24 protein-coding genes are annotated in these 25,120 nt (G+C 58.4%); 19 read left to right on the plus strand and 5 right to left on the minus strand.

What is annotated here, in order from left to right; genetic code table 11:
• Positions 1-11: 11 nt before the first annotated feature.
• The 3 genes from NLY43_RS06955 to fabD all read right to left on the minus strand — a co-directional run bounded on the left by NLY43_RS06955 (position 12) and on the right by fabD (position 2,215).
• Positions 12-248: an acyl carrier protein gene (locus tag NLY43_RS06955; protein ID WP_006203723.1), complete on the minus strand. Its 237-nt coding sequence runs from the start codon at positions 246-248 to the stop codon at positions 12-14.
• Between the two features lie 221 nt (positions 249-469).
• The gene (gene fabG, locus NLY43_RS06960; protein ID WP_023693966.1) at positions 470-1,207 is read right to left on the minus strand and encodes a 3-oxoacyl-[acyl-carrier-protein] reductase; all 738 of its coding nucleotides are present in this window, start codon (positions 1,205-1,207) and stop codon (positions 470-472) included.
• A gap of 60 nt (positions 1,208-1,267) precedes the next feature.
• Positions 1,268-2,215 carry an ACP S-malonyltransferase gene (gene fabD, locus NLY43_RS06965; RefSeq protein ID WP_023711935.1) on the minus strand — a complete coding sequence of 316 codons (948 nt, stop codon included), beginning with the start codon at positions 2,213-2,215 and terminating at the stop codon, positions 1,268-1,270.
• Positions 2,216-2,447: 232 nt separating this feature from the next.
• Between fabD and NLY43_RS06970 the strand changes: the two genes are divergently transcribed.
• From NLY43_RS06970 to NLY43_RS07000, 7 genes are all read left to right on the plus strand, one after another.
• Entirely contained in the window at positions 2,448-3,233 is a 786-nt protein-coding gene (locus NLY43_RS06970) for a hypothetical protein (protein WP_023711936.1), read from the plus strand.
• Positions 3,234-3,902: 669 nt separating this feature from the next.
• On the plus strand, positions 3,903-4,214 hold the full coding sequence (locus NLY43_RS06975; RefSeq protein WP_023711938.1) for a TM2 domain-containing protein: 312 nt from the start codon (positions 3,903-3,905) through the stop codon (positions 4,212-4,214).
• Between the two features lie 180 nt (positions 4,215-4,394).
• On the plus strand, positions 4,395-5,813 hold the full coding sequence (locus NLY43_RS06980) for an AAA family ATPase (protein ID WP_023713394.1): 1,419 nt from the start codon (positions 4,395-4,397) through the stop codon (positions 5,811-5,813).
• Between the two features lie 11 nt (positions 5,814-5,824).
• The gene (locus NLY43_RS06985; protein ID WP_023711940.1) at positions 5,825-6,745 is read left to right on the plus strand and encodes a DUF4435 domain-containing protein; all 921 of its coding nucleotides are present in this window, start codon (positions 5,825-5,827) and stop codon (positions 6,743-6,745) included.
• 156 nt (positions 6,746-6,901) lie between these two features.
• Complete coding sequence (locus tag NLY43_RS06990) at positions 6,902-7,456, plus strand: recombinase family protein (RefSeq protein WP_023711941.1); 555 nt, start codon at positions 6,902-6,904, stop codon at positions 7,454-7,456.
• A complete protein-coding gene (locus tag NLY43_RS06995) occupies positions 7,457-7,621 on the plus strand; it encodes a hypothetical protein (RefSeq protein WP_023711942.1) in 165 nt (54 codons plus the stop codon).
• A 142-nt stretch (positions 7,622-7,763) separates the two neighbouring features.
• Positions 7,764-8,141: a YbhB/YbcL family Raf kinase inhibitor-like protein gene (locus NLY43_RS07000; RefSeq protein ID WP_084561171.1), complete on the plus strand. Its 378-nt coding sequence runs from the start codon at positions 7,764-7,766 to the stop codon at positions 8,139-8,141.
• 81 nt (positions 8,142-8,222) lie between these two features.
• Here NLY43_RS07000 and NLY43_RS07005 read toward each other — a convergent pair whose 3' ends face one another.
• Positions 8,223-8,678 carry a hypothetical protein gene (locus NLY43_RS07005; RefSeq protein WP_156935528.1) on the minus strand — a complete coding sequence of 152 codons (456 nt, stop codon included), beginning with the start codon at positions 8,676-8,678 and terminating at the stop codon, positions 8,223-8,225.
• A 443-nt stretch (positions 8,679-9,121) separates the two neighbouring features.
• Here NLY43_RS07005 and NLY43_RS07010 point away from each other — a divergent pair, with 443 nt between their 5' ends.
• A complete protein-coding gene (locus NLY43_RS07010) occupies positions 9,122-9,808 on the plus strand; it encodes a hypothetical protein (RefSeq protein ID WP_023711944.1) in 687 nt (228 codons plus the stop codon).
• Between the two features lie 260 nt (positions 9,809-10,068).
• On the opposite strand, the gene NLY43_RS07015 is transcribed toward NLY43_RS07010, so the two are convergent.
• Complete coding sequence (locus tag NLY43_RS07015; protein ID WP_084561172.1) at positions 10,069-11,880, minus strand: recombinase family protein; 1,812 nt, start codon at positions 11,878-11,880, stop codon at positions 10,069-10,071.
• A 190-nt stretch (positions 11,881-12,070) separates the two neighbouring features.
• Here NLY43_RS07015 and NLY43_RS07020 point away from each other — a divergent pair, with 190 nt between their 5' ends.
• From NLY43_RS07020 to NLY43_RS07070, 11 genes are all read left to right on the plus strand, one after another.
• Complete coding sequence (locus NLY43_RS07020; protein WP_031195194.1) at positions 12,071-14,029, plus strand: LTA synthase family protein; 1,959 nt, start codon at positions 12,071-12,073, stop codon at positions 14,027-14,029.
• A 310-nt stretch (positions 14,030-14,339) separates the two neighbouring features.
• Positions 14,340-14,840: a 30S ribosomal protein S6 gene (gene rpsF / locus NLY43_RS07025; protein ID WP_023672722.1), complete on the plus strand. Its 501-nt coding sequence runs from the start codon at positions 14,340-14,342 to the stop codon at positions 14,838-14,840.
• Positions 14,840-15,088 carry a 30S ribosomal protein S18 gene (rpsR, locus tag NLY43_RS07030; protein WP_006203718.1) on the plus strand — a complete coding sequence of 83 codons (249 nt, stop codon included), beginning with the start codon at positions 14,840-14,842 and terminating at the stop codon, positions 15,086-15,088. Before rpsF ends, rpsR begins: the two co-directional genes overlap by 1 nt.
• Before the next feature lie 266 nt (positions 15,089-15,354).
• A complete protein-coding gene (gene rplI / locus NLY43_RS07035; protein WP_023672721.1) occupies positions 15,355-15,942 on the plus strand; it encodes a 50S ribosomal protein L9 in 588 nt (195 codons plus the stop codon).
• Between the two features lie 186 nt (positions 15,943-16,128).
• Positions 16,129-17,478 (plus strand): cyclopropane fatty acid synthase, encoded by a 1,350-nt coding sequence (locus NLY43_RS07040; protein WP_023711947.1) that lies wholly within the window; start codon positions 16,129-16,131, stop codon positions 17,476-17,478.
• 157 nt (positions 17,479-17,635) lie between these two features.
• Positions 17,636-18,610, plus strand: a complete 975-nt coding sequence (locus tag NLY43_RS07045) for a small ribosomal subunit Rsm22 family protein (protein WP_023711948.1) — start codon at positions 17,636-17,638, stop codon at positions 18,608-18,610.
• Positions 18,611-18,835: 225 nt separating this feature from the next.
• Positions 18,836-20,329, plus strand: coding sequence for a replicative DNA helicase (locus NLY43_RS07050; RefSeq protein ID WP_023711949.1), 1,494 nt, complete (start codon positions 18,836-18,838; stop codon positions 20,327-20,329).
• 234 nt (positions 20,330-20,563) lie between these two features.
• Positions 20,564-21,967, plus strand: a complete 1,404-nt coding sequence (radA, locus tag NLY43_RS07055) for a DNA repair protein RadA (protein ID WP_023711950.1) — start codon at positions 20,564-20,566, stop codon at positions 21,965-21,967.
• A 48-nt stretch (positions 21,968-22,015) separates the two neighbouring features.
• Positions 22,016-22,681 (plus strand): CvpA family protein, encoded by a 666-nt coding sequence (locus tag NLY43_RS07060; protein WP_023711951.1) that lies wholly within the window; start codon positions 22,016-22,018, stop codon positions 22,679-22,681.
• A 131-nt stretch (positions 22,682-22,812) separates the two neighbouring features.
• A complete protein-coding gene (purF, locus tag NLY43_RS07065) occupies positions 22,813-24,294 on the plus strand; it encodes an amidophosphoribosyltransferase (protein ID WP_023711952.1) in 1,482 nt (493 codons plus the stop codon).
• Between the two features lie 30 nt (positions 24,295-24,324).
• Entirely contained in the window at positions 24,325-25,080 is a 756-nt protein-coding gene (locus tag NLY43_RS07070; RefSeq protein WP_023711953.1) for an SDR family NAD(P)-dependent oxidoreductase, read from the plus strand.
• Positions 25,081-25,120: the final 40 nt, after the last annotated feature.

Consider the following 25,120-nt stretch of genomic DNA (forward strand, 5'->3'; position numbering starts at 1 on the left):
TGCGGATAGTGTCAGGCCGAAGCCTTGTCGATGTACTTCACGGCATCGCCGACGGTCAGGATGGTCTCGGCCGCATCGTCCGGGATCTCGACGCCGAACTCTTCTTCGAAGGCCATGACGAGTTCGACCGTGTCGAGGCTGTCCGCGCCCAGATCATCGATGAAGCTCGCCTGCTCCGTCACCTTGTCGGCATCGACGCCAAGATGTTCGATGACGATCTTCTTGACGCGCTCTGCGGTGTCACTCATTTGGGGCATCCTCGTCTTTTGTTTGTCTGTCTTCGTTAGCGGGCAGAATGCCGCTAATCAAGCTGAAAGATGGTCCTGCCGGAAACGCAACGATGCCGGACCGGTTTTTGCCCGAACCGCCGGGTTGCGGGCCGCATTACACGAAAAATGGCTGAGGTCCAAGGCGAAATGGTCTCTTTTCACAAGCCGGCCATGTCTTCTTATCACCCGGCAGTATCCCGTCAGATCATGGCCATGCCGCCGTTGACATGGATGGTCTGGCCGGTGACGTAGGCTGCCTCGTTGGAGGCGAGATAGGCGACGGCCGACCCCACTTCAACACTCGTGCCCATGCGGCGCGTCGGGATCGCGGCCATTATCGCGTCTTTCTGCTTGTCGTTGAGCTTGTCGGTCATGGCCGATTCGATAAAGCCCGGGGCGACGCAGTTGACGGTGATGTTGCGGGTGGCGATCTCCTGCGCCAGCGACTTGGAAAAGCCGATCATGCCGGCCTTGGAGGCGCAATAATTGGTCTGGCCAGGATTGCCGGTGACGCCGACCACCGAGGTGATGTTGATGATGCGGCCATGGCGGCGGCGCATCATCGGATGGGTCAGCTCGCGGGTCAGCCGGAACACGGCGGTGAGGTTCACCTCCAGCACGCTGTCCCAATCCGCGTCCGCCATGCGCACGAACAGGCCGTCCTTGGTGATGCCGGCATTGTTGACCAGTATGTCGACGCCTTCGAGTTCGGCTTCGGCCTTCTGACCAAGCGCCTTGACCTCGTCACGGTCGGCAAGATTGGCCGGGAACAGCTTTACCCGGTCGCCGAGTTCGCCGGCCAGGGTCTCCAGTTTCTCGATGCGGGTGCCGTGCAGGCCGACAATGGCGCCTTGCGCATGCAGCACCCGGGCAATCGCCTCGCCAATGCCGCCGGATGCGCCGGTGACGAGCGCCTTGCGGCCGGTCAGTTCGAACATTTTCGTCTCCTGATCTTAAGAGAACACCCTTCCCACGGGAGGGGTTGAATCGCCAGTGGATTATGCAAGCGCGGCCAGCGCCGCCTCGACATCGGCCGGCGTTCCGACGGCTGACGTGGCGATGTCGCGGTTGATCCGCCGCGCCAGGCCGGAAAGCACCTTGCCGGCGCCGATCTCAAAGAGCGTGGCGACGCCATTGGCGCCGAACCACTCCACCGTTTCGCGCCAGCGCACGCGGCCGGTGATCTGCTCAACCAGGCGGCGCGCGATCTCGTCGGGGTCGCTGGTCGGGACTACAGTGACGTTGGAGACGACGGGCACCACCGGTGCATTCTTGGTCACGCCGGCCAGCGCCTCGCGCATGACATCGGCCGCCGGCGCCATCAGCGCCGAATGGAAGGGGGCCGAGACCTGCAGCATCAGCGCCCGCTTCGCGCCCTTTTCGGTGCACAGTTTCGCGGCGAGTTCCACCGCCGCCCTGGCGCCGGAGATCACCAGCTGGCCGCCGCCATTGTCGTTGGCGATCTGGCAGACTTTGCCGGATCCCGTTGCGGCCTCGGTGCAAGCGGCTTCGACGTCGGGCTGTTCCAGTCCGATGATCGCCGCCATGGCGCCCTCGCCGGCCGGCACCGCCGCCTGCATGGCGTTGCCGCGGATGCGCAGCAGCCGGGCGGCATCGGCGACCGAAACGAAACCGGCCGCGGCAAGGGCGGAATATTCGCCGAGCGAATGACCGGCAACGTAGGCAACCTTGTCCTTCAGCGAAAAGCCGCGCGCTTCCAGCGAGCGGATCGCCGCCAGCGAGACCGCCATCAGCGCCGGCTGGGCATTGGCAGTCAGGGTCAGCGCCTCTTCCGGGCCTTCCCAGATCAGTTTCGACAGCTTTTCGCCCAGCGCATCATCGACTTCCTCGAACACCCTGCGTGCCTCGGGGAAGGCGTCGGCGAGGTCCTTCCCCATGCCGACAGCCTGGCTGCCCTGTCCCGGAAAGGTGAATGCGACGGCCATTTGGGCGCTCTCCAGCGGCTGATTTTTCCTGCCTGTGACGCAAGGCGGACCGCCAAGTCAAGCCCGGAGGCGGCATTTCGGCTCTCGCTTGAACCGGAGCTGACCTCGAGTCCCTGTTCCCAAAGGCTTTTTGCCGATCACACTCCGCAAATCAATTAGCCACCCTGATTTCGATGGTACTGGAATGCTGTACAGTTAGAAATTCTGATGGTGTGGTGGGAGACAATCGGAAATGCGCAAGTTCGTCTTTTTCACCTTGGCATTCCTGCCTTCGCTAGCGTTCGCAGACGATAAGCCACCGGGAACAGTTTACGCTCTCAATGAGGACGAAAAGACAGCCATTGTCGCTGATTGTGATGTTCCCGTTGACAGTGAGATGACATGCCATTTCAGGCAAATGACGGTTTCCAAACCCGACGAAGCAAAATCCGAAGAACGCATTTCCAAAGCCGTTGGCGACTTGAGCAAAGCTTCCGACAGGGAGTTCAAGGATTGCCCGAAATTCGCTGCGCTGGTCGAGGCGATGGAATCTGGCAAGCCGCCACCGGAAGGCGATCCGGAAGCGTTCAAAGAAAAATGGGGTAAGGAACCGCCGCAATCAAAAACAGACACGCTAGCAATTATGAAAGCGTTCGTGACCCTATGTGCCAAACGTGATCCTGCTAGCGCCGAAGCGGTCGCAAGAGCTTCCGAAAACGTCGAGGGTTCGACCTGCTCGATCACAAACTGGACGTTCGACAAGACCTTTAGGTTGAACTTCTCAACCGAGAAGTGGCAATCGACGGTTCAAAACTCTGACCCTTGCGGAACCATCGACTATGCCGAGCTATCGAAGGCAACGGATACAAAGGGTGATTACAATTTTTGGAATTATACCGCCAAGACGCTGGTGACAAACCAGACCGGGAAAACCATGCTAGGCGCTAGCTGCACCACGGTAGACCAGCGGGAACACAAATTCATATGGCAGACCGGCAAATTTTACGCCAACTGCCGATATCTCCAACTCTCGCCGTAGGCCCCATATGAACGTTCATATCAAGGTGGCCTCTATCATCGGCGCTGCCATTTTGGTTGCGATGGCCATGTACATCTATTTCAGCCCTTTCCATACGTGTCTTCGCTCGCTCGAAAACAAGGACGGTAAAGCTGCTCTGTATTGCGCAAATGCGGCGGCTGGCGGGCGGTAAAAAAGAACCCGGCTGTGACAAGGTGGTTCTGAAATGTGTGGGTTGGCTAGCTATTTTGGCTGGAACGCAAGGAGTCGAATTAGGTCCGCTTCCTGCTTGGCCACTATCTGGCGGTTGACTCCCGTTCGGCATTTCCTGCCACGTGGTGTTCGAGTTGTCGTCAGAGAGAAATTTTCTCCCATCGACCATTCTAGAGTCTGCCTCTTGGCTTCACGATCAGACCTTTGTCAAACCCATTCCCGTCAATTCGGCAGCGGTGAACGGCCTCTTCTGGCCTTCCGGCTGGCTGCGATGCTTCCTTTAAATACCTTCGGAAGTGCGTCAGCGCAAAGCAGATGCACTCCCGCACCAAGGCATGCAAAACGGCGATCTGGTTAGACCAAACCGGCATCTAAGAAGCGAATTGCAGACAGTACCGCAAAGCTTGCGGATTTGCTGTCGCCACCCTTTCCAAATTCTCGATTTGAGTTATTGTTAGAATCTCTTGGGGGAACAAAATGAAATCCGGTGTTGTAGCTTTCGTACTATGGTGTGGTGGTTTTTTTCTCGTTTGCGGACTCCATCGTTTCTACACAGGGCGCACCGGTTCTGGTATCTTGTGGCTTCTGACGTTTGGGCTGCTTGGCATTGGACAGATTGTCGATCTTTTCATGCTTGGCTCAATGGTCCGACAGGCAAACATGATGAGGGGTTTGGCGGGTGCATCGGCTTACGTTCACAACAACAATGTTGTGGCACCCGTCATTAATATAACCGTCGATCCTCGGTATGCCGGCCCCCCTTCGTCGAACCAGATCACGCCTTCTTAAAACCGGCTGACAGCAGGAAGCGGCCAAACCGGCTCGGGTTAGGGCCGACATTGGTTTTCAATGCGGTGTTCGTGCTGGTGAGGGAAGATCGACGGCACCTTATCTGTGTGCCCATGGTCGCAGTGGAGCGGTATGGGAGGGGAACTAGTTAGCTTTGGACCTAGAACTCGGAGTGACATTTTGGCTGCGATTACGAATTTCTCTATCAGCGGCTTGTTCGAAACGAGAGACGTTGAATTAGTATTAGAGGACAACGCTCTAATCCTTGTAGGGCCAAACGGGATTGGCAAGAGTACAGTTGCTAACATTTTTTATCTGTTTCTAAGCAGGCAGTGGGTTAGACTCCTTGAGTATCGGTTCTCCCGGCTTAGTGTAACTGTTGGCGATGTCGAAATTATTGCCAAAAGAGAGGATATTAGTGGAATTGTCGAATTTCAGCAGGCATTCACATCATTGCCGTCTTCGTCTCGGTATAAAATATACTTCGAGCGATTGTCGAGACACAACCTTTTAGAGCCGTTCTTCGACCAGCGGCAATGGTCCCAGTCGGTTCGAAACACCCTTGCCGCTGCCCTAGACATGCCAGTTGAGGAACTAACTCAATTTCGGCGCTCTCTGGTCCGGCGATTCTCTACCGAAAACGACCTATTCTCAGCGGGTCGTCTGCAGATAGAGCGACAGCTTTCTGAGTTGGTTGGATCACGCCTTCTATATCTCCCGACCTATCGCCGCATCGAGAAGGACATCAAAGACATATTCCCTGACTTTGAAAAACGCATGCGGCAATTTGAAGGGCTATCTGGCTGGTCGGAGATGGCGAAATCCCGCTCCGGCACCTACTACGTTGAATTAGTCAGTTTCGGCATGGAGGATGTGAGGCGGAACATCGAGAACGCCACTCGCTCGCTCCGAGATTACTCGCTGGCGCAATACAACAACCTATCGGGCAGCTATTTAAGAGACGTCATCCGAGGCAGAGCGGACCGGTTTAACAAACGGTCAATTGACAAACTGACGGACGAAAATATCGTGTCCATATTGGATAGAGTTAGCGAAGATGCTCTCTCAAAAGCCGACAAAGTTCACCTTCTTGTGAAGATACAGGCGATACAAGAGAAAGATAAGTCTGAGCTTACAAGCAATGAGAATTATCTTGCGCATTATTTTAGCAGGCTAGTTTCAGCCACACGTGATATCGAAGGTAGAGAACGAAATATATCTTCGTTTATTGATGTGTGCAATCAATATCTGCAGCCCGGAAAAAAGTTCGTCTATGACGAGATCTCATTTCGATTGTCTATATTGGACGAACAAGGAAATAATATAGACCTCAGCATGCTTTCATCTGGAGAAAAGCAGATAGTATCCGTTTTTTCGAATCTCTATCTAGATGACCATGCCGACCAGATAATGGTGATTGACGAGCCCGAACTCTCATTGTCTGTTCGGTGGCAAAAGAAGTTTCTATCCGACATCGTGCTAAGTGAACGCTGTAAATTCGTTCTTGCTGTTACCCATAGCCCATTCATTTATGACAACGAGCTTAGGCCATATGCTGTCGACCTGCGTCGCCTAACCCAAATCCGTAGCGAAAAATAAGGTTGGCTTCTATGGAGGGAGATTACGCAGAACAGTTAATCCGTGAGGCACGCTCCAGCATCGCTGTCTTTCATGAGTTCCGTATAACCTATAGCCCGGGCGACTCTGCATTTCACGCCTTCTTGGAAGGAAAACATGATAAGCATTACTATCTTGATGCGATTGGATCGACTATCACTGGTTCCGACATAGAGGTTTATGTCTGCCGAGGAAAGAAGGAACTTGTTGAAGTAATAAGGGCAATCGAAGATTCTGGGATTGATACGGATAGATGCCTGTTTTTTGCTGACAAAGACAATGACGATTTGTTAGGACTTCCCCCGCTGCCGCAAATAGTATACGTAACAGAGACATATTCTATCGAAAATACAATAGTCAGTGAAGAGGCGGTCAGAATTTTAGTGGGGCTATATTCTGAGCTTCGGCGACGAGACGCCGAATTTAAAAGACTCCTCTCCGTTCTGAACCTGAGCTCCATAGCCTTCGCATCGAGGATTCGGCCTTTTATGGCATGGTGTATCGCTGCGAGATCATTGGGAGAGAAGCCTAACTACAACAATGTACGCCTGCACCTCATCTTCGAAATCCGAGGCGACGGCAAAGTAAGCAAAAGGCCGGGAGCTATTAGCGTCTTCGCAAGGGAGTGCGGCTTGACAGACTCCGGAGTATCAAAGGCGCTCGTCCGGACTTGGATGCGTCGCCTCCCTATCGAAGGCCAAAAAACGTGGCTACGGGGCAAGTTTGAGTTGTGGTTTTTCAAAGAGCTACTTATCGGCGCATTCGACAGTATGCCACTCGCTGCCCGAGCGGGCGAACTACCCGCCATATTGCGAAATCGTCCACTTTTGGAGATCCTTGCGCCCCGCATCCGTAAGCCGGCGTTACTGAGAAGCTATCTCGAACAGCGCTTGGCGCATGTTGCCGCCGTGTAGCACGCAAACGGTTTGGATGGAGGTTGCCCCGTTCCCAGTAACCCCTGCTCTTTTGGGAATGACCGTAACCCCCACTGCTCGTCCCACACAAGTCGGTTTGACATTTTAGGAATATTATCCTATGACGTCTTAGGCGCTATTGGGAAAGGATCGGGCATGATTGTGGGATATGCGAGGACCAGCACCGTTGAGCAGATCGCAGGTTATGAGGCCCAGTTACGAGACTTGAAGTCGCAAGGATGCGACAAGGTGTTCAGCGAGCAAGTTTCGTCGGTCAACTCCAATCGCCCGGAGTTGGAGCGGGTAATCGACTTTGTACGAGAGAACGATGTTCTCGTTGTCACCCGCTTGGATCGTCTCGCCCGCTCGGTTGCGGACCTGAGCCAGATTGTCGCCCGGCTCGAAGCCAAACAGGTCGGCCTGAAGATTCTGGATATGGCTATCGATACGACATCGCCCACAGGTCGCCTTCTGATGAATCTCGTGGGATCGATTGCCCAGTTTGAACGTGAGATTATGCTGGCACGCCAAAGAGAGGGCATTGCAAAGGCAAAGGCTGAACACAAGTTTCGTGGCCGTGCCCCCACCGCCCGGCGCAAAACATCTGATGTCATCTCGATGCATCAAACTGGCAAGAAGCCCACCGAGATTGCCGTGGCACTCGGCGTGGGTCGCTCGTCCGTATATCGGATTTTGGCGGAAGCCGGTTAGATGAACAGCAAATCCACCAAATCGAGGCGGCGCAAGATTCCTATGTTCAACCTTAAGGAATTGGAGGAAGCCGGAAAAATCCCGCCCTACAGCCATCTGAGGGACCCACTGGAACGATTGGCCTTAGATGAAGAAAGGAAGGAAGCGACGAAGAATACGGACTGATTGCCGCTTATAACCGGCTATACTGTCGGGGTTAGGCACGTTCATTTGTCGTTTTGCTGCTTCAAAGGAATCGTTTAACTTTCCTCCCGGGCTGGTGTTTTGGATAGGGGCAATTCCCTCCGCCTTGTCCGCAGAGGAAACCATGAAGAAACTGTTGCTTGCACTTGCGTTTTCAGTGGCGACATCGGGAGCGTTCGCTTCCGGGCTTGGTGTTTCGTTTGAATGGGGTCCGACGAAAAAATGCTTTGACCCGAAGTCGCCACCAATAGCATTGTCGGGCGTGCCTCAAGGTACGACAAAACTCCAAATCACGATGACGGACAGCAGTTCTGCCTACAACCACGGCGGCGGAACCGTTGCTTACAAAGGGCAAACGGCCTTGCAGTACGGAGCGTTCCGATACAAGGGGCCATGCCCGGATAGCGGAACCCATTTCTACAACATTTCCGTGAAGGCTTTGGACGCATCAGGAAAAGTGTTGGCCACTGGTTCTGCTTCCCAGCCATTCTCTGCAAAATAGCTAGCAATAGGGGCCGCTCCTGGCCAGGAGCGGCCCCTTCCTGCCACTATTCCGACCTCTGGAACCCCCTCGTCCATTCACCTATTTCATTGCCTCGTTTGCCAAATAGCTGGCAAGCGGAAAAGCCTTGAAAAAGGCAGGCAACGCAACAGACCCGGCACCGGAATGAACATGGCCACAATCGAAGCCGACAACTGCGGGAATTGCCAGTATTTGGCGTGGCTGGTGGCGCTGGGACTCGGCGCTCGATGTGCGCATCCCGACAATCGCAACGCAATCCTGTCGCCGCTGGGAAAGAAAGACACGCTGGGTTTGCCCATAGTGCCAACACGGGCGTTTGTGTGCGGCCATTTTCAAAGAGCTTAAGTCTTTGACTGGCGATGCCATTCCGATGCGCCGCAACATTTTAACGTGAGTAGCATCGCCCATCATCGTGTCAGGCGACGCTGTAATTACGTGCTCCTTGATATTTTGGACGTTATTACCCACAGTCTTCCATAGACTGTTATTATTTCGCAATAATGCAAAATAACGCAATAATATTTCGCTAATGCAATGCGAGCAGACGTATAAATAAGGCTGATATTTGTAATACGAAAACACTCCGATTTTACGCCAAGCGTATTCTAGAGCGTATTGCAAATGCAAATTTCGCCAAGCGATTTACCATGAATCTTTTTGAACGGCAAAAGCCACCAACAGAATAATTGTATTCATAATTATAGAAAGAAATAAATGGACGAAGATACATATGACATCAATTCCATACTTGGAATCGAGAAAAAACCACAATCTATAAAGGCCATAATCGACGAATACCGAGAACAATACCGGGTTATATATATGAAGTTTAGGACATCAACCAGAGATGATCGGCATCAAATAGCGAACTTCGAACTGTCACAGGTGCTGTTTGAAATGAACCTATCATTGCTTTTTATCCTGCAATCCGCCGATTTGGACCCGAAACAGTATGTTTAATGTACGCCTCGACCCTGCCACCCATGCAGGCCTTGGCATACTGGCAAAGCGATCTTCATCCGGCAACACCAGCGCTTTTAGTTCGCAGAATTCTGAATGATTATCTGGCCAAAAATCCTACCAATGTCGCCAAGGAACTCATCCTCGACCATATCCGAAAACATGAGATGACCCACTTCGTCACAATCTCGTTCGTCGCATCCAACAGTCCCGACGCTGCATACAGGCAGTTGGCCGGCAGGGTCACGACGACAGCGCAACCACTTGGTCGTTTCATCCTTTTCAAAAATGATCGCCCAATAGGAGACCTATTGGTGAGAGCCTATTTCTCGGCCATGCGCAGAAAGTTTGGCGTACACGGCACTCTGCCTGCGCTAGGCGTCAGTGAGACGATGAAGAAGAATGGGGTGGATACCACCTACCTTCATTATCACTGCCTCCTTGCCCTTCCCTGTGCCCAAGAGGACCTATTCCGACAGGCTTCGAACGACTTCTGGGCAAGCATCGGAATCCGCCACTTCGGGACGCCAATCGGCTGTCAAATTGAACAAGCCGTATCGAAGGAAGCCATCGCCTGCTATGCGCTGAAAAACGTCGGCGCTGATTACCCCATCGAGTCGATCATAATGGTTGGTTTCAACCCGCCGGCAGCTCATGCTGGCGCACTGGCGGCTGGGAGCAAGTGACTTCCCGAACAATCAGAGTCGGTAAAGCCCCCGGTTGGCGGCGTGAAGCCTTCTACAAACCGACCCTATGCGCCAAACGTGATCGTGCTAGCGCCGAAGCGGTCGCCAGAGCTTAATGCCAACCTTGCCGCCCTGAGTGGCAGGTTTCATCTTCTCCTGCTCTTGGAGCGGTAGCACAACCATAGCCATCTTCACCAAGATAACACGGGCAATGGCAAACGTGTTCGTTTCCAAACCAGCCGAACCAACCATAAAGAACATCACTTGATGGTCCCTTGAGACCATCGTTTAGCAACGCCTGCAACTGAGGGTATCATCAAACTTTTTAACTTTTCCATCGTTTCATTTGCGTCATCCACTCGCCCATTCTCTGCTAACCATTTGGCTCCATCAAATACCGCCTTCATCATGTACTTGGCCATTTCAAAGGCTGTCTCGCTATCTTCTGGTATCACATTGGGCTTATCGGAATTGACACCGTTGGTGATCGCAAACGGCTTGCGGGGATTGGTGTAATCCACGTGAACCAAACGGCTATCACCGCCCTTGAACTGCACCATGAAGTTGGAACCGAACTTGGAACTGGGATCACGTTTTAGCGTCACCCATTCCACAATGGTCCTGATGTGTTCAGCCACCTTTGCCCGCACCTTGATATCTCTTGGCAACTCGGCAGGCAGTAATTCGTTTGATGCCCTACGCTCCACCTGTATCTGGTTCCGTTCAGCTTCCAACACCTTCACCTGCACGGCTATGGCATCCATCTTTTGACGGTTTGCCAACACCCGGCCTTGATAGATCGGTTCCAATTTCTCATTTTTATCAATGGCCGTCAGATAGGTTTCTTCCAACTTCACAAGGCTAAGGCGTTCACCGTCTAGGCTTTGAAGCTGCCTTGTGATTTCAGCCAGCTTGGACTCCGAACCACCGTGCATGATGGCGTTCAAATCAATCTCTTTGACGAAATTCAGGAAGGCATCTTCAAACACCTGATAGTTCCACGGCTTGGCGTTGCACGTCTTGACGGGCACTCCCTTGCAACGGAATTGGAGCCGCTTGTTGGTGTTGTTCCTGATGTTCATGGGTTCACCGCAATCGTGACAGATGGCGATGCCCTTAAACAGATTGGTGTATGCCTTCCCGTTCCTGCCCTTTGCCACTGTGAGCCGGGTTGCCCGTGCTGCTTCTGCCCGGTAAAAATCATCCTTCGAAACGATTACTGGAAAGATGCCAGTCAGAACTTCACCGGTTTTGCGATGATATTCCCCGAACACCGCCTTGTAGCGAAGCAAATAGGCAACGCTGGTGACGGTCCAGAAGTTGGAACGGTTCTTGATCGTCTTCCTCTTCGCCAAACCTAGTGGTGGAACACCGGCTCGATTCAGAGTCTGGGCGATCACATTCAGACCCATTCCGGAAATGCACATATCGAAAATGCGGCGAACGATTTCAGCCTTCGCTTCGTCAATCTGCAAATCCCCATTGGCATCGTAATAGAGCCATGCAGGAAGGTTGCCGGGAATTGGTTTGCCGGTATCACGTGCCGTCTTGGTCCTGCCAATCCAACTGTCTTTCACACGCCTTGAAAGCTTCTGCGAAAAGCGATGGCTTGCCCGCATTTCGTCAATGGCGTCTTCCAAATCCCGTTCGATGATGTCTTCCCAACGGAACACCCTTTCGGACTCTTCACCGAGCGTGACCAGCACGATTCCAGCTTTGAGAATTTCAAGGAACACTGACAACACTTCCACCGTTCGCATACGGCTTAGGCGGTCAAGGGCTTCCACTAATAGGTACGAACCTTTGACAATTTTGCCTTCCTTGGCAGCGGTGACGAACGCACCCATGGCACCTTCGGCAAGGTTCTTGCCATGGTAAGCTGACACACCGGCATCAACCATAATTTTATCATCAGCCAGCTTGACACCATTTCGCTGGCACCACTGTTCAGCCAAGTGTTTTTGGCGACGTAGTGAATCGCCAGCACCTTGGATGACTGATGACCATCGGATGTAGGAATACGCTATCTTTTCCGAATATACGCCTTCTGTAGAAAAATGCAGTGTTTTCATAGGGTTCCGCCTGTCCACCAGCCATGTATGAAGCCTGTTTTGTTGATACAAGCTTCTAGGGTGGTAAAACTTGTCGCCGATCACACCTGATGAAAACCGCTCACGAATCGTTTGCTGGCTCTTCTTATTTTCGCCACAGGCGCTAGCTTTTGCATGACAGTTCTATGACAGAACGGTGGCGCGAGTGGAAATGCGCGTTGCTTGGGCCGGGGGAAGAGACGTGGCTAGGATCAGGAAGGGCGCGGCCGTACCAGCGCCACAGTTCTTGGAAGACGATCCGTCCACCGGCTACCTGCCGGGGCGCAGATGGCCGGTCATCCGCTACGGTCTGGTCACGCTGCTTGCCTCCGCCATCCTGGTGTTCGCCATCGAATGGATCGTGCGCGGCGACTTCTTCGGCACAGTCGACTTCTTCCTGCAGCCATTCAAGCCGGGCTGGACCACCATCATTGTCTTTGCATTGGTGCTGATGGGACTGGACGCCGTGCTTGGCCGCAGTCACCAGAGCCTGATGATCGTGGCGCCGCTGACGCTGGCGCTGGCCTTTGTCGGGCATCAGAAGTCGCATTATCTCGGCGATCCGCTCTACCCAACCGATTTTCTTTATTCGCGCCAGATCATGGCACTGATGCCGCTCCTGGTGCGCGAGCGGCCCTGGACGGCGCTCGCCATGGCGGTCGGCATCGTCGCCGGCCTGTCGCTGCTGATCTATGGCTGGCGGTTGTGGCGCCGCAAGGTTCCGATCCTCAGCCGCAAAGGGCGGCTGGCGCGGCTGACGCTGGCAGTGCCGCTGCTCGCCTTCTTCGTCTCGATCATGGACTACGCCACCTTCTCGTGGACCCGCGACCGGCTGCAGATCATCCCGATCATGTGGGACCAGAAGGAGAACTACGCCTCCAACGGGTTTGCGCTGGCCTTCGCGCTCAACGTGCCGATGGCGCATGTCTCGGCGCCGGCGGGCTATTCCGACAAGGCGATCGACGCGATCGACAGGCCTGATGTGGCGGCCTCGGTACCGGATGAGAAACCCGACATCATCGTGGTGATGAGCGAATCTTTCTGGGATCCGACCAAGCTGCCCGGCGTCACAATCACGCCTGACCCGATCCCCAATGTGCGGGCGCTGCGTTCCGGCTATATGTTCTCGCCGGAATTCGGCGGCATGACCGCCAACATCGAATTCGAGGCGCTGACCGGCTTTTCCAATGCCTTCCTGCCGGCGGGCTCGATCCCCTATCAGCAATATGTGCGCACGCCGACGCCGTCGCTGGCGACCTTCCTGAAAAGCGAGGGATACCGGGCGCGCGCCATCCATCCGGGCACCAACTGGTTCTGGAACAGGGGCGCCGTCTATGCCGATTTCGGCTTCAACGATTTCCGCTCGGAAGAGACGCTGCCGCCACTGGAAAAGCGCGGGCCGCTGGCTTCCGATGCCTCGATGACCGACGAGATCATCGCAGAGGCCGACGCCAGCGAGCGGCCGGTGTTCTTCTTCGCCGTCAGCCTGCAGAACCACGGTCCCTACGAGCCGTACCGCTATTACAATCCGACCCACAAGGTCGCGGCGCCGATCAGCACATGGGCGCGGGAATCGCTGCTCAGCTACGCCGAAGGCTCCGCCGATGCCGACCGTGGCCTCGAACGATTGATCGAATGGGCGAAGAAGCGCGAGCGGCCGACGGTCATCGCCTTCTTCGGCGACCATCTGCCGCCGCTCGGCCCCGTCTATGTCGAAACCGGTTACCTGAAAGACAATGTCGCGCCGCGCAAGGAACCGACGCCGGAGGCGGCACTGGAGCATCATCAGACGCCGCTGGTCATCTGGTCTAACCGCACCGGTCCGGCGCAGGATATGGGCGCGGTGAGCCCGGCCTTCCTGCCCTACCATATCCTTACCACGGCCGGGATCACGCACCCCTACTATACCGGCTTCTTAGGCGCGCTGCGCGAACGCTATCGCGTCGTGGATCGCAATCTGCTTTTGACACCGTCAGGTGAGGCCACGGCGGACTGGGCGCGGCAGAAGGACATCGATCCGGCGATCAACGATTTCCGCCTGCTGCAATACGATATGATGTTCGGCAAGCGTAAGGCGGCTCCGGACTTCTTCCCCGAAACGATCAACGGTCGTACCCCGCATACGAGTTGATGCCTGGTCTTTCCAACCCTGCGACGCCAGGACGCTGTCCGGAGCATGCGTTACCCTTGCCTTCCAGCCAAATTGCTATATAGACGCCCGCAATCTGCCGGTCCTTGCTGGGGGCTGAACGGAGGGCCGGAGGTTTTATCCAAAACCTTCGTGTGAAGCCAGAAGCGCTTCCGCCTCCCGTGTCTCCGCTCTCGACCGTCTCGAAATGCTCCTTTCTTCCTCGCCCCCTCGGGACCAGCGGGTCAGAGAAGTTGCAGAGGCTTTTGCCGCGAGGATCCGGGAGAGAAACGAAGAAAGGCACTGAACCACTATGGCTCTATACGAACATGTGTTCCTTGCCCGGCAGGACCTCTCGCAGCAGCAGGTCGATGCGCTTGTCGAACAGTACAAGGGCGTCATCTCCGCAAATGGCGGGTCCGTCGGCCGGGTCGAGAACTGGGGACTGAAGTCCCTCACCTACCGGGTCAACAAGAACCGGAAGGCTTACTACACGCTTATGGACCTCAACTGCCCGCCGGCAGCGCTCAACGAGATGGAGCGCCAGATGGGCCTGTCCGAGGACGTGCTGCGTTTCCTGACCGTCAAGGTCGAGGCGCATGAGGAAGGCCCGTCGGCCATGATGCAGAAGCGCGAAGAGCGCTCGGAACGCGGCGGCTTTGGCGACCGCGACCGTGGTGATCGTGGTCCGCGCTCGTTCGGCGACCGTGATCGCGGCGACCGTGGCGATCGTCCGCCGCGCTCATTTGGCGACGCCGGTGGTGATCGTGGTCCGCGCCGTCCGCGCGAAGGCGTTGAAGGAGGTGCAGAATAATGGTCGACATCAATCAGATCCCGACCCGGCGCCCGTTCCATCGCCGCCGCAAGACCTGCCCGTTCTCCGGCGCCAACGCGCCCAAGATCGACTACAAGGACGTGCGTCTTCTGCAGCGCTACATTTCCGAGCGCGGCAAGATCGTGCCGTCGCGCATCACCGCCGTCAGCCAGAAGAAGCAGCGCGAACTCGCCAAGGCGATCAAGCGCGCCCGCTTCCTCGGCCTGCTGCCCTACGTGGTTCGCTAAGACTTTCGGGCGGGCGGTTCGCCGCCCGCTTCCTTCTCCCACGGCGACGGGCGCCGCAGGGGTAATTTGATGATGCATGTCGTTGTCCCAAAACCGGGACCACTCTTGGCGACATGCATTGAAATCCCGAGTTGAGGTGAAAAGCCTCTAACTGCCGCGACAGGCAGGACAGCGACACCGGCGCCAAGGCGCTCAGAGCTTCCTGACCTGTTCCATTCAATTCGGCGCCGATCCCGCGGTCGGTGCCCAGACGAAGGAACAAGACCATGCAAGTGATTCTTCTCGAACGCGTTTCCCGCCTCGGCCAGATGGGCGATACCGTCAAGGTCAAGGACGGCTTTGCCCGCAACTTCCTCTTGCCGCAGGGCAAGGCGCTGCGCGCCAACGAAGCCAATAAGAAGAAGTTCGAAGGACAGCGCGCGCAGCTCGAAGCCCGCAACCTCGAGCGCAAGTCGGAAGCTAGCCAGGTTGCCGAAAAGCTCGACGGCAAGAGCTTCATCGCCGTGCGTTCCGCAGGCGAGACCGGCCAGCTCTACGGTTCGGTGTCGACCCGCGACATCGCCGACCTGCTGACCGCCGAAGGGTTCTCGGTCAACCGCAACCAGATCCAGCTCAACCAGCCGATCAAGACTATCGGCGTCACCAATGTGGCGATTGCGCTGCATCCGGAAGTCGAGGTCACCATCAGCCTCAACATCGCCCGCACGGCCGACGAAGCCGAGCGCCAGGCCAAGGGCGAGACGCTGACCACCGCCGAAGCCATCTATGGCGATGACATCAACGACAACGCACGGCCGGAGAACTTCTTCGACCCGAACACCGAGTTCGAAGGCGGCGAAGAAGACAACGCCTGATCCCGCACGGGGCCTGATCGGGAAGCGAGGGGAGCAGCGCTCCAATCACTTCCTCGTCATCCAGCCTTTCTGGACCAATGCCCGGGCCTCTCGCCCGGGCATTTTTGTGCCAAATGGAACTTTTCGAACCCCTATATATTGTTGCAGAATTGGTCCGCCAGTCTGACCGTGAGGGGACATTTGGTGATGAATATTCTGTTGAAGCGCGTTCTCGACCGCCTGGTGCGTACGGGCAATCTGAAAGTCACCGGGCCGAAGGGCTCGACAGTGGTTTTCGGCGACGGCAGCGGCGAGCCGGTTCATATGCACATCAAGACCGCGCATGCCGAGCGCGCCATTACCTTCGATCCGATGCTGGCCGTGCCGGAAGCCTATATGGACGGCGAACTCGACATCATCGAGGGCGGCGTACTGGGTATGATGCGCATCGCCTTCCAGAACATGGGCAGCGGCGGTATCGACGCCACCTGGTCGAAGGCCATCGAGGGTCTGCGCCACGCCTTTCGCCGCCTGCAGCAGATCAACACCGCATCACGGGCGCGCCGCAACGTGCAGCGCCACTATGATTTGTCGGGTGACCTCTACCGGCTCTTCCTCGACGACGACATGCAGTATTCCTGCGCCTACTTCGAACAGCCGGACATGACGCTCGACGAGGCGCAGATGGCCAAGAAACGCCATATCGCCGCCAAGCTCAGGCTGAAGGCCGGCCAGACCGTGCTCGATATCGGCTCCGGCTGGGGTGGACTCGGCCTCTATCTCGCCAAGGCTTTCGATGTCGACGTGCAAGGCGTGACGCTGTCGACCGAGCAGCACGGCGTCGCCACCGACCGGGCGCATGCGCAAGGCTTGCAGGACCGCGTGCATTTCGACCTCAAGGACTACCGCGAACTCAATGAACGCTTCGACCGCATCGTCTCGGTCGGCATGTTCGAGCATGTCGGCGTCAACCACTTCCGCACTTTCTTCGACAAGTCGGCGACGTTGTTGAAGCCCGACGGCGTCATGCTCTTGCACACGATCGGCCGCTCCGGCGTGCCGTGGGCGACCAGCGCATTCATCCGCAAGTACATTTTTCCGGGCGGCTACATTCCCTCGCTGTCGGAGGTGATGCCGGCGATCGAGAAGTCGGGGCTTGTGGTCACCGACATCGAGATTCTGCGGCTGCACTACGCCGATACGCTGAAGCATTGGGGCCAGCGCTTTGCCGCCAACCGCGACAAGGCCAAGGCCATCTATGACGAGCGCTTCTGCAGGATGTGGGAGTTCTATCTGGCGGCTTCGGAAGCCGCCTTCCGCTGGCAGGATCTGGTGATCTTCCAGATCCAGATCGCCAAGAAGAACGACTCGCTGCCGATGACGCGCGACTACATGGCCAAGTGTGAAAAGGCGCTGGAAATGCGCGAAATGGGGCATCGCCAGGAGACGGCGGGCGCCGAGCCTGCTGTCGCCAGGTCTGTGCCTGCCAGGTCCGTTGCTGTCAGGTCCGTTGCGGCCAAGCCAGCGCGCCGTCGCAAGGTGGCGGATCGCGAATAACGCCTCGATTGCGATTGCCGCTTGCCATTGACGGCTCTGACACTGAAAAAGGTCTCGTTCTCGCGAGACCTTTTTTAATGACCTGCCTGCCCACCATCGCCACCACCCTTGTCGAGATCGCCGGCGCCCCGGTGCTCGCGCCACGCGGAGCCTGAGCGTGGAACTCCCCGCCTCGCTGCGACAAGGCGTCGAGCGCCTGCTCGAAACGATACCGCTGGCGGTGCTGCGCCAGGCGGCGAAGACGCTGTCTGACCGCTACCGCGCCGAATTGCGCGACGGCCGCCTGCACATGGCCGAAGAGATGGCGGTAAAAGCCTATCTGGCGACGCGGCTGCCGGCGACCTACGCGGCGGTACGGGCCGGTCTCGACGAACTCGCCTATGCGCAGCCCGATTTCCAGCCAACGAGCTTGCTCGATGTCGGCGCCGGTCCTGGCACGGTGCTTTGGGCCACTACAGACCTGTGGCCCGACCTCGAAGAGGCGGTTCTGGTTGAAGCAAGCGCCGCGGTGCGCAAGGTTGGCCAGTCGCTCGCCCTTGATACCATCGCCACCAGAATGGACTGGCGCGCCGGCGACGTGACCATCGACCTTGCCGATCTTAAGCCTGCCGACCTCGTCACCTGCGCCTATGTGCTGGACGAGATCGCGCCGGCATCGCTGCCGAAGCTTGTCGGCCGGCTCTGGCATTTGACCGGCGACACACTGCTGATCGTCGAGCCCGGCACACCGGCCGGCTGGCAGCGCATCCTGGCAGTGCGCAGGCAATTGCTGGAGGCCGGGGCGCATGTGCTGGCGCCTTGTCCGCATGAGGCGCCCTGCCCACTTGAGCCGCCCGACTGGTGCCATTTTTCGCGCCGCGTCGCCCGCTCGCGCCTGCATCGCCTGGCCAAAGACGCCGACGTGCCGTGGGAGGACGAGAAATTCATCTACGTCGTGGCGTCGCGGCAACCCGCGCCTGTACGTCAGCCGCGCGTGATTGCGCCGCCGAAATCGGGCTCCGGCAAGGTGCTGCTCAAACTGTGCCAGCCGGATGGCGGCGTCGGCGAGACACTTTTCACCAAGCGCGAAGGCGAGCTGTTCAAGGCAGCGCGGCGGCTGGACTGGGGTGATACATTGGACGGAAGAAGCTGATAATCACCGAGATTGTTCTTGCTTTGTTCCAACGACTCGGATAAAAGTCAGCGCCTTTCTGAGTCAACCGGAATCGGGGCGCGGAAACACTCTTCTGTGGACGGTTTGCCGCCCCTGTGAACAAACGGGGCATCGAGGTTGATTGGTCGTGCGGTGATGCAGAAAGGTCAGCACCGATTTATCTCGTTCTGATATCGAGAAGCCGGGATCAAAATCGGGGACATCATGGCAGAGGCAGCGCGAAAATTCGGCGTGGCGGAGCAGCAATCGCTTTATCGTGAAGCGCCGAACAACATCGAGGCCGAACAGGCGCTGCTCGGCGCCATCCTCGTCAACAACGATGCCTTCTACCGCGTCTCCGACTTCCTCAAGGCCGGCCATTTCTACGAGCCGCTGCACCGGAAAATCTTCGAGGTCGCGGCCGAGCTCATCCGCATGGGCAAGGTGGCGACGCCGATCACGCTGAAAACCTTCCTGCCGGCCGACGAGAAGGTCGGCGACATGACGGTGGCGCAATATGTGGTTCGTCTGGCGGTCGAAGCCGTCACCGTCGTCAATGCCACCGACTATGGCCGCGCCATCTACGATCTGGCCACGCGCCGGGCGCTGATCACCGTCGGCGAGGACATGGTCAACATCGCCTATGACGCGCCGGTCGACATGGCGCCGTCCGAACAGATCGAGGATGCCGAGCGGCGGCTGTTCGAACTGGCCGAAACCGGCCGTTACGACGGCGGCTTCGAGAGCTTCACCGACGCGGTCAAGACCGCCGTCGACATGGCCAACGCCGCCTATATGCGCGACGGCCATTTGTCGGGCCTCGCCACCGGCATGCGCGATCTCGACCGCCGCATGGGTGGCCTGCAGGCGTCGGATCTGATCATCATTGCCGGCCGTCCGGGCATGGGTAAGACATCGCTAGCCACCAACATCGCCTTCAACATCGCCGAGATGTATGAGCCGGCGCAACAGGCCGACGGCTCGTTCAAGGCAGCCAATGGCGGCGTCGTCGGCTTCTTCTCACTGGAAATGTCGTCCGAGCAGCTCGCCACCCGCATCATTTCCGAACAGACGGAAATTTCGTCGTCAAAAATCCGCCGCGGCGAGATTTCAGAGATGGATTTCGAAAAGCTGGTCGCCTGCTCGCAGACCATGCAGAAGATCCCGCTGTTCATCGACCAGACCGGCGGTATCTCGATCGCGCAGCTGTCGGCGCGGGCGCGGCGGCTGAAGCGTCAGCGCGGCCTCGACCTCATCGTCATCGACTATATCCAGCTGATGCAGGGGTCGAGCGCGAAATCGTCGCAGAACCGGGTGCAGGAAATCACCGAGATCACCACCGGCCTCAAGGCGCTGGCCAAGGAACTCTCCGTTCCGATCATCGCGCTGTCGCAGCTGTCGCGTCAGGTCGAAAGCCGCGAAGACAAGCGCCCGCAGCTGTCCGATCTTCGCGAATCCGGTTCGATCGAGCAGGACGCCGACGTGGTGATGTTCGTCTATCGCGAGGAATATTATCTGAAGAACCGCGAGCCGAAGCCCGGCACCGACGAGTACATCAAGTGGGAACACGAGATGAACGAGATGCGCGGCAAGGCCGAAGTCATCGTCGCCAAGCAGCGCCACGGCCCGACAGGTTCGGTGAGCCTCGCCTTCCATGGCGAGTTCACACGGTTTTCCGACCTCGCCGAAGAGCATCATATTGCGGAGAGGTTCGAGTAGTCTGTTGAGAAAGGCCTCATTCCTTCGCATCCCCCTCTGTCCTGCCGGACATCTCCCCCTCAAGGGGGGAGATTGGATGTCATGTCGGCTTTCGCCAATTTTCAACGTGGCAGGGTGGGCACCGAGACCAAAGCTGCTGATCTCCCCCCTTGAGGGGGAGATGGCCGGCAGGCCAGAGGGGGGTGCTGCCCCACCAGCCTTTCTAGCTTCAGCACTGCGCGTAGGTGACTGCTGATGGCTAAATCGCGCGTCCAGTTCATCTGCCAGAATTGCGGGTCGGTGCATCAGCGCTGGGCCGGCAAATGCGATGCCTGCGGCGAGTGGAACATACTCGTCGAGGAAGGCACGGCCGGCGGCATCGGCTCGGGACCGGCCAACACGCGCAATGCGCGCAAGGGCCGCGCCGTGGTGCTGACCAGCCTGTCCGGTGACATCGAGGATGCGCCGCGGATCATCTCCGGCATTGGCGAACTCGACCGCGCCACCGGCGGCGGTTTCGTGCGCGGCTCGGCGCTGCTGGTCGGCGGCGATCCCGGCATCGGCAAGTCGACGCTGCTTACCCAGGCCGCAGCAGCATTGGCGTCAAAAGGCCACCGCATCGTCTATGTCTCGGGCGAAGAGGCTGTCGCGCAGATCCGGCTGCGGGCGCAGCGGCTTGGCGTCGCCGACACGCCGGTCGAACTTGCCGCCGAGACCAATGTCGAGGATATCCTGGCAACAATAGCCGACGGCAGAAGGCCGGACCTCGTCATCCTCGATTCCATCCAGACGCTGTGGACCGACATGGCCGACTCGGCGCCCGGCACCGTCACCCAGGTGCGCGCCTCGGCGCAAGCGATGATCCGCTACGCCAAATCCACCGGTGCTGCCATCGTGCTGGTCGGCCATGTCACCAAGGAAGGCCAGATCGCCGGTCCGCGCGTCGTCGAGCACATGGTCGACGCCGTTCTCTATTTCGAAGGCGAAGGCGGCCATCACTACCGCATCCTGCGCACGGTGAAGAACCGTTTTGGGCCGACCGACGAGATCGGCGTCTTCGAGATGTCGGACAAGGGCTTGCGCGAGGTCGCCAATCCGTCGGAGCTGTTCCTCGGCGAACGCCACGCAAAATCGCCGGGTGCCGCGGTATTTGCCGGCATGGAAGGCACACGTCCGGTGCTGGTCGAGATCCAGGCGCTGGTGGCGCCGTCCACATTGGGCACGCCGCGCCGTGCCGTCGTCGGCTGGGACGGCGCACGGCTGTCGATGATCCTTGCCGTGCTCGAAGCCCATTGCGGCGTGCGCTTCGGCACCCACGATGTCTACCTCAACGTCGCCGGCGGCTACCGGATTTCCGAGCCGGCGGCCGATCTGGCGGTTGCCGCTGCACTGGTTTCGTCGCTCACCGGTCTTGCCCTTCCCGCCGATTGCGTCTATTTCGGCGAAATCAGCCTGTCGGGCGCAGTGAGGCCGGTTGCGCATGCGCAGCAGCGCCTTAAAGAGGCCGAAAAGCTGGGTTTTGGAAGTGCGGTTCTGCCCTTGGGCAGCGAGGAGGTTGTCGGGGGGATCGGGGCCGGCGCTTTCCAGCCGACCGAACTTGCCGATCTCGTCGCACGCATAGCCGGCTCACGGCGCAGCCGTGTCGACGTGGAAGATTGACGCGGCTCGCCCGAGCCGTGAAAAGACAATCTGAGTGGGGCGAAAGACATGCCGATTACGCTGCTGGACGGAATTCTCGTCGGCTTCACCCTGGTCTCGGCGATGCTCGCCATGGTTCGCGGCCTGTCACGCGAAATCCTGTCCGTCGTGTCCTGGGCGGCTGCCGCCGCGGCGGCATTCTTCTTCTACAAGCCGGTGCTGCCTTACGTTCAGCCCTATGTCGAAAGCGACAAGATCGCCATGGCGGCATCCGCCGGCATCGTCTTCCTCATCGCGCTGATCGTCGTTTCCGTCATCACCATGAAGCTAGCCGACTGGATCATCGATTCCAGGATCGGCGCGCTCGACCGTACGCTGGGCTTCCTCTATGGCGCCGCGCGCGGCGTCCTCGTCGTCGCCGTGGCACTGCTGTTCTTCAACTGGCTGGCCGGCGCCAAGGCCCCTGCCTGGATCGCCAACGCCAAGTCGAAGCCGCTGCTCGAGACCATCGGCGCCAAGCTGGAAAGCCTGCTGCCCGAAGATCCGGAAAACGCCATCCTGAAGAAGCTCAATCCGAATCAGCCGGCAGCCGAGACGCCTCCGGCGGCCGATGCACCGGCGGCGGATGCTCCGGCAACCGGTGACGATACGCCGGCGCCCGACGACGAGACCGACGCTCCGGCCGATAACGCACCCGCTGCTCCGGCTCCGGCCCCAGCCGCGCCGGCAAACTGATACGGACGGATGGTGCCTGACAGGCGCCATCCCGGCAGTTCCGGCCTGACTATGGTGTGAACGGCGCACGACGTGCGTTGCTTTCGCGGTGCTATCGCACTATATGGCCATTTTAGCGGAGCTTGAGCCCCATGGCAGTTTCGAAGGCAGACGCGGACGACGTCCTTTCCGCCGAAGCAGACGATCATTTCCACGATGAATGCGGGGTGTTCGGCATTTTCGGCCGGCAGGACGCTGCGGCCATCGTCACACTAGGCCTGCATGCGCTGCAGCATCGCGGCCAGGAAGCGGCCGGCATCGTCTCCTATGACGGCACGCAGTTCCATGTCGAACGCCATGTCGGCCTGATCGGCGACACCTTCACCAAGCAGCACGTCATCGACAGCCTGCAAGGCAACCGTGCCATCGGCCACACGCGCTATGCCACGACGGGCGGCGCCGGCATGCGCAACATCCAGCCCTTCTTCGCCGAACTCGCCGATGGCGGCTTTGCCGTCGCCCATAACGGCAATCTCACCAACGCCATGACCGTGCAGCGCGCGCTGCAGAAACAGGGCGCGATCTTCTCGTCGACCTCCGACACCGAGACGCTGCTGCATCTCGTTGCCACCAGCAAGGAACGCGATTTGAATTCGCGCTTCATCGACGCCGTGCGTCAGGTTGAAGGCGCTTTCTCGCTGGTTGCGATGACCTCCAAGAAGATGATCGGCTGCCGCGATCCGCTCGGCATCCGCCCGCTGGTGCTCGGCGACCTCGACGGCGCCTGGATCCTGGCCTCCGAAACCTGCGCGCTCGACATTATCGGCGCCCGCTTCGTGCGCGACCTGAAGCCCGGCGAAATGGTCGTGGTGACCTCGAAGGGCATCGAGAGCCTGTTCCCCTTCGAGCCGCAGAAGACCCGCTTCTGCATCTTCGAATATGTCTATTTCGCCCGCCCGGACTCCTCGGTCGAAGGCCGCAATGTCTACGAAGTGCGCAAGCGTATCGGCGCCGAATTGGCGCAGGAAAGCCCGGTCGATGCCGATATCGTCGTGCCGGTGCCGGATTCCGGCACGCCGGCGGCAATCGGCTTTTCCCAGGCGGCAGGCATCCCCTTCGAACTCGGTATCATCCGCAACCACTATGTCGGCCGAACCTTCATCCAGCCCGGCGATTCGATCCGCCATATGGGCGTCAAGCTCAAGCACAACGCCAACCGCCGGATGATCGAGGGCAAGCGCGTGGTGTTGGTCGACGATTCGATCGTGCGCGGCACCACCAGCCAGAAGATCGTGCAGATGGTGCGCGACGCCGGCGCCAAGGAAGTGCACATGCGAATCGCCTCGCCGCCGACCAGCGCGTCGTGCTTCTACGGCGTCGACACGCCGGAGAAGTCGAAGCTTTTGGCATCGCGCATGTCGATCGAGGAAATGGCCGAGTTCATCCGTGTCGATTCGCTCGGCTTCCTCACCATTGACGGGCTCTACCGCGCCGTCGGCGAAGCCAGCCGCGACAATGAGCAGCCGCAATTCTGCGACGCCTGTTTCACCGGCCAGTACCCGACCCGCCTGCTCGACTTCGAAGGCCACGACAATGTGCGCACGCTGTCGCTGCTGGCGAACAACGGGGCGTAAAGCCCAACTGCTATCCTTGAAAGCGCTCGCATGACCCTCGACCTCTCCGGCCGCGTCGCGGTCGTTACCGGCGCCTCGCGCGGCATCGGCTACTTCATCGCCAAGGAACTTGCCGCCGCCGGCGCGCATGTCATTGCGGTAGCCCGGACCGTCGGCGGGCTGGAAGAACTCGACGACCAGATCAAGGCCGAGCGCGCGAAAACCGGCAAGGGCGAAGCGACGTTGGTGCCTCTCGACCTCTCAGACATGGCCGGCATCGACCGGCTGGGCGGCGCCATTCACGAGCGCTGGGGCAAGCTCGACATTCTGGTGGCCAATGCCGGTGTGCTCGGCGTCATCTCGCCGATCGGCCATGTCGAGGCCAAAACCTTCGAGAAGGTTATGACCATCAATGTCACCTCGACCTGGCGGCTGATCCGCTCGGTCGACCCGCTGCTCAGGCTGTCCGACGCCGGCCGCGCCATTCTCATGTCGTCCGGGGCCGCGCATTCGGCGCGCGCCTTCTGGGCGCCCTATGCGGCGTCGAAGGCGGCTGTGGAAGCCATGACGCGTTCCTGGGCGCATGAGACGCAGAGCCTGGTGCTCCGCATCAATGCCGTCGACCCCGGCGCCACCCGCACCGCCATGCGTGCACAGGCCGCGCCCGGCGAGGATCCGGAAACGCTGCCGCACCCCTCAGAGGTTGCAAAACGCATCGTGCCGCTGGCGAGCCCCGAGCTGAAAGAGACGGGGCTGATCTTCCAGGTCAAGAACAACCGCTTCGTCGCCTACCGGCAGCCGGAATAAACCGGGTTGTAGCGGGATTAAACAGGCCTCCAGTTACGTT

This window comes from Mesorhizobium sp. C416B (assembly GCF_030323165.1).
In the GTDB taxonomy this organism is placed as follows: domain Bacteria; phylum Pseudomonadota; class Alphaproteobacteria; order Rhizobiales; family Rhizobiaceae; genus Mesorhizobium.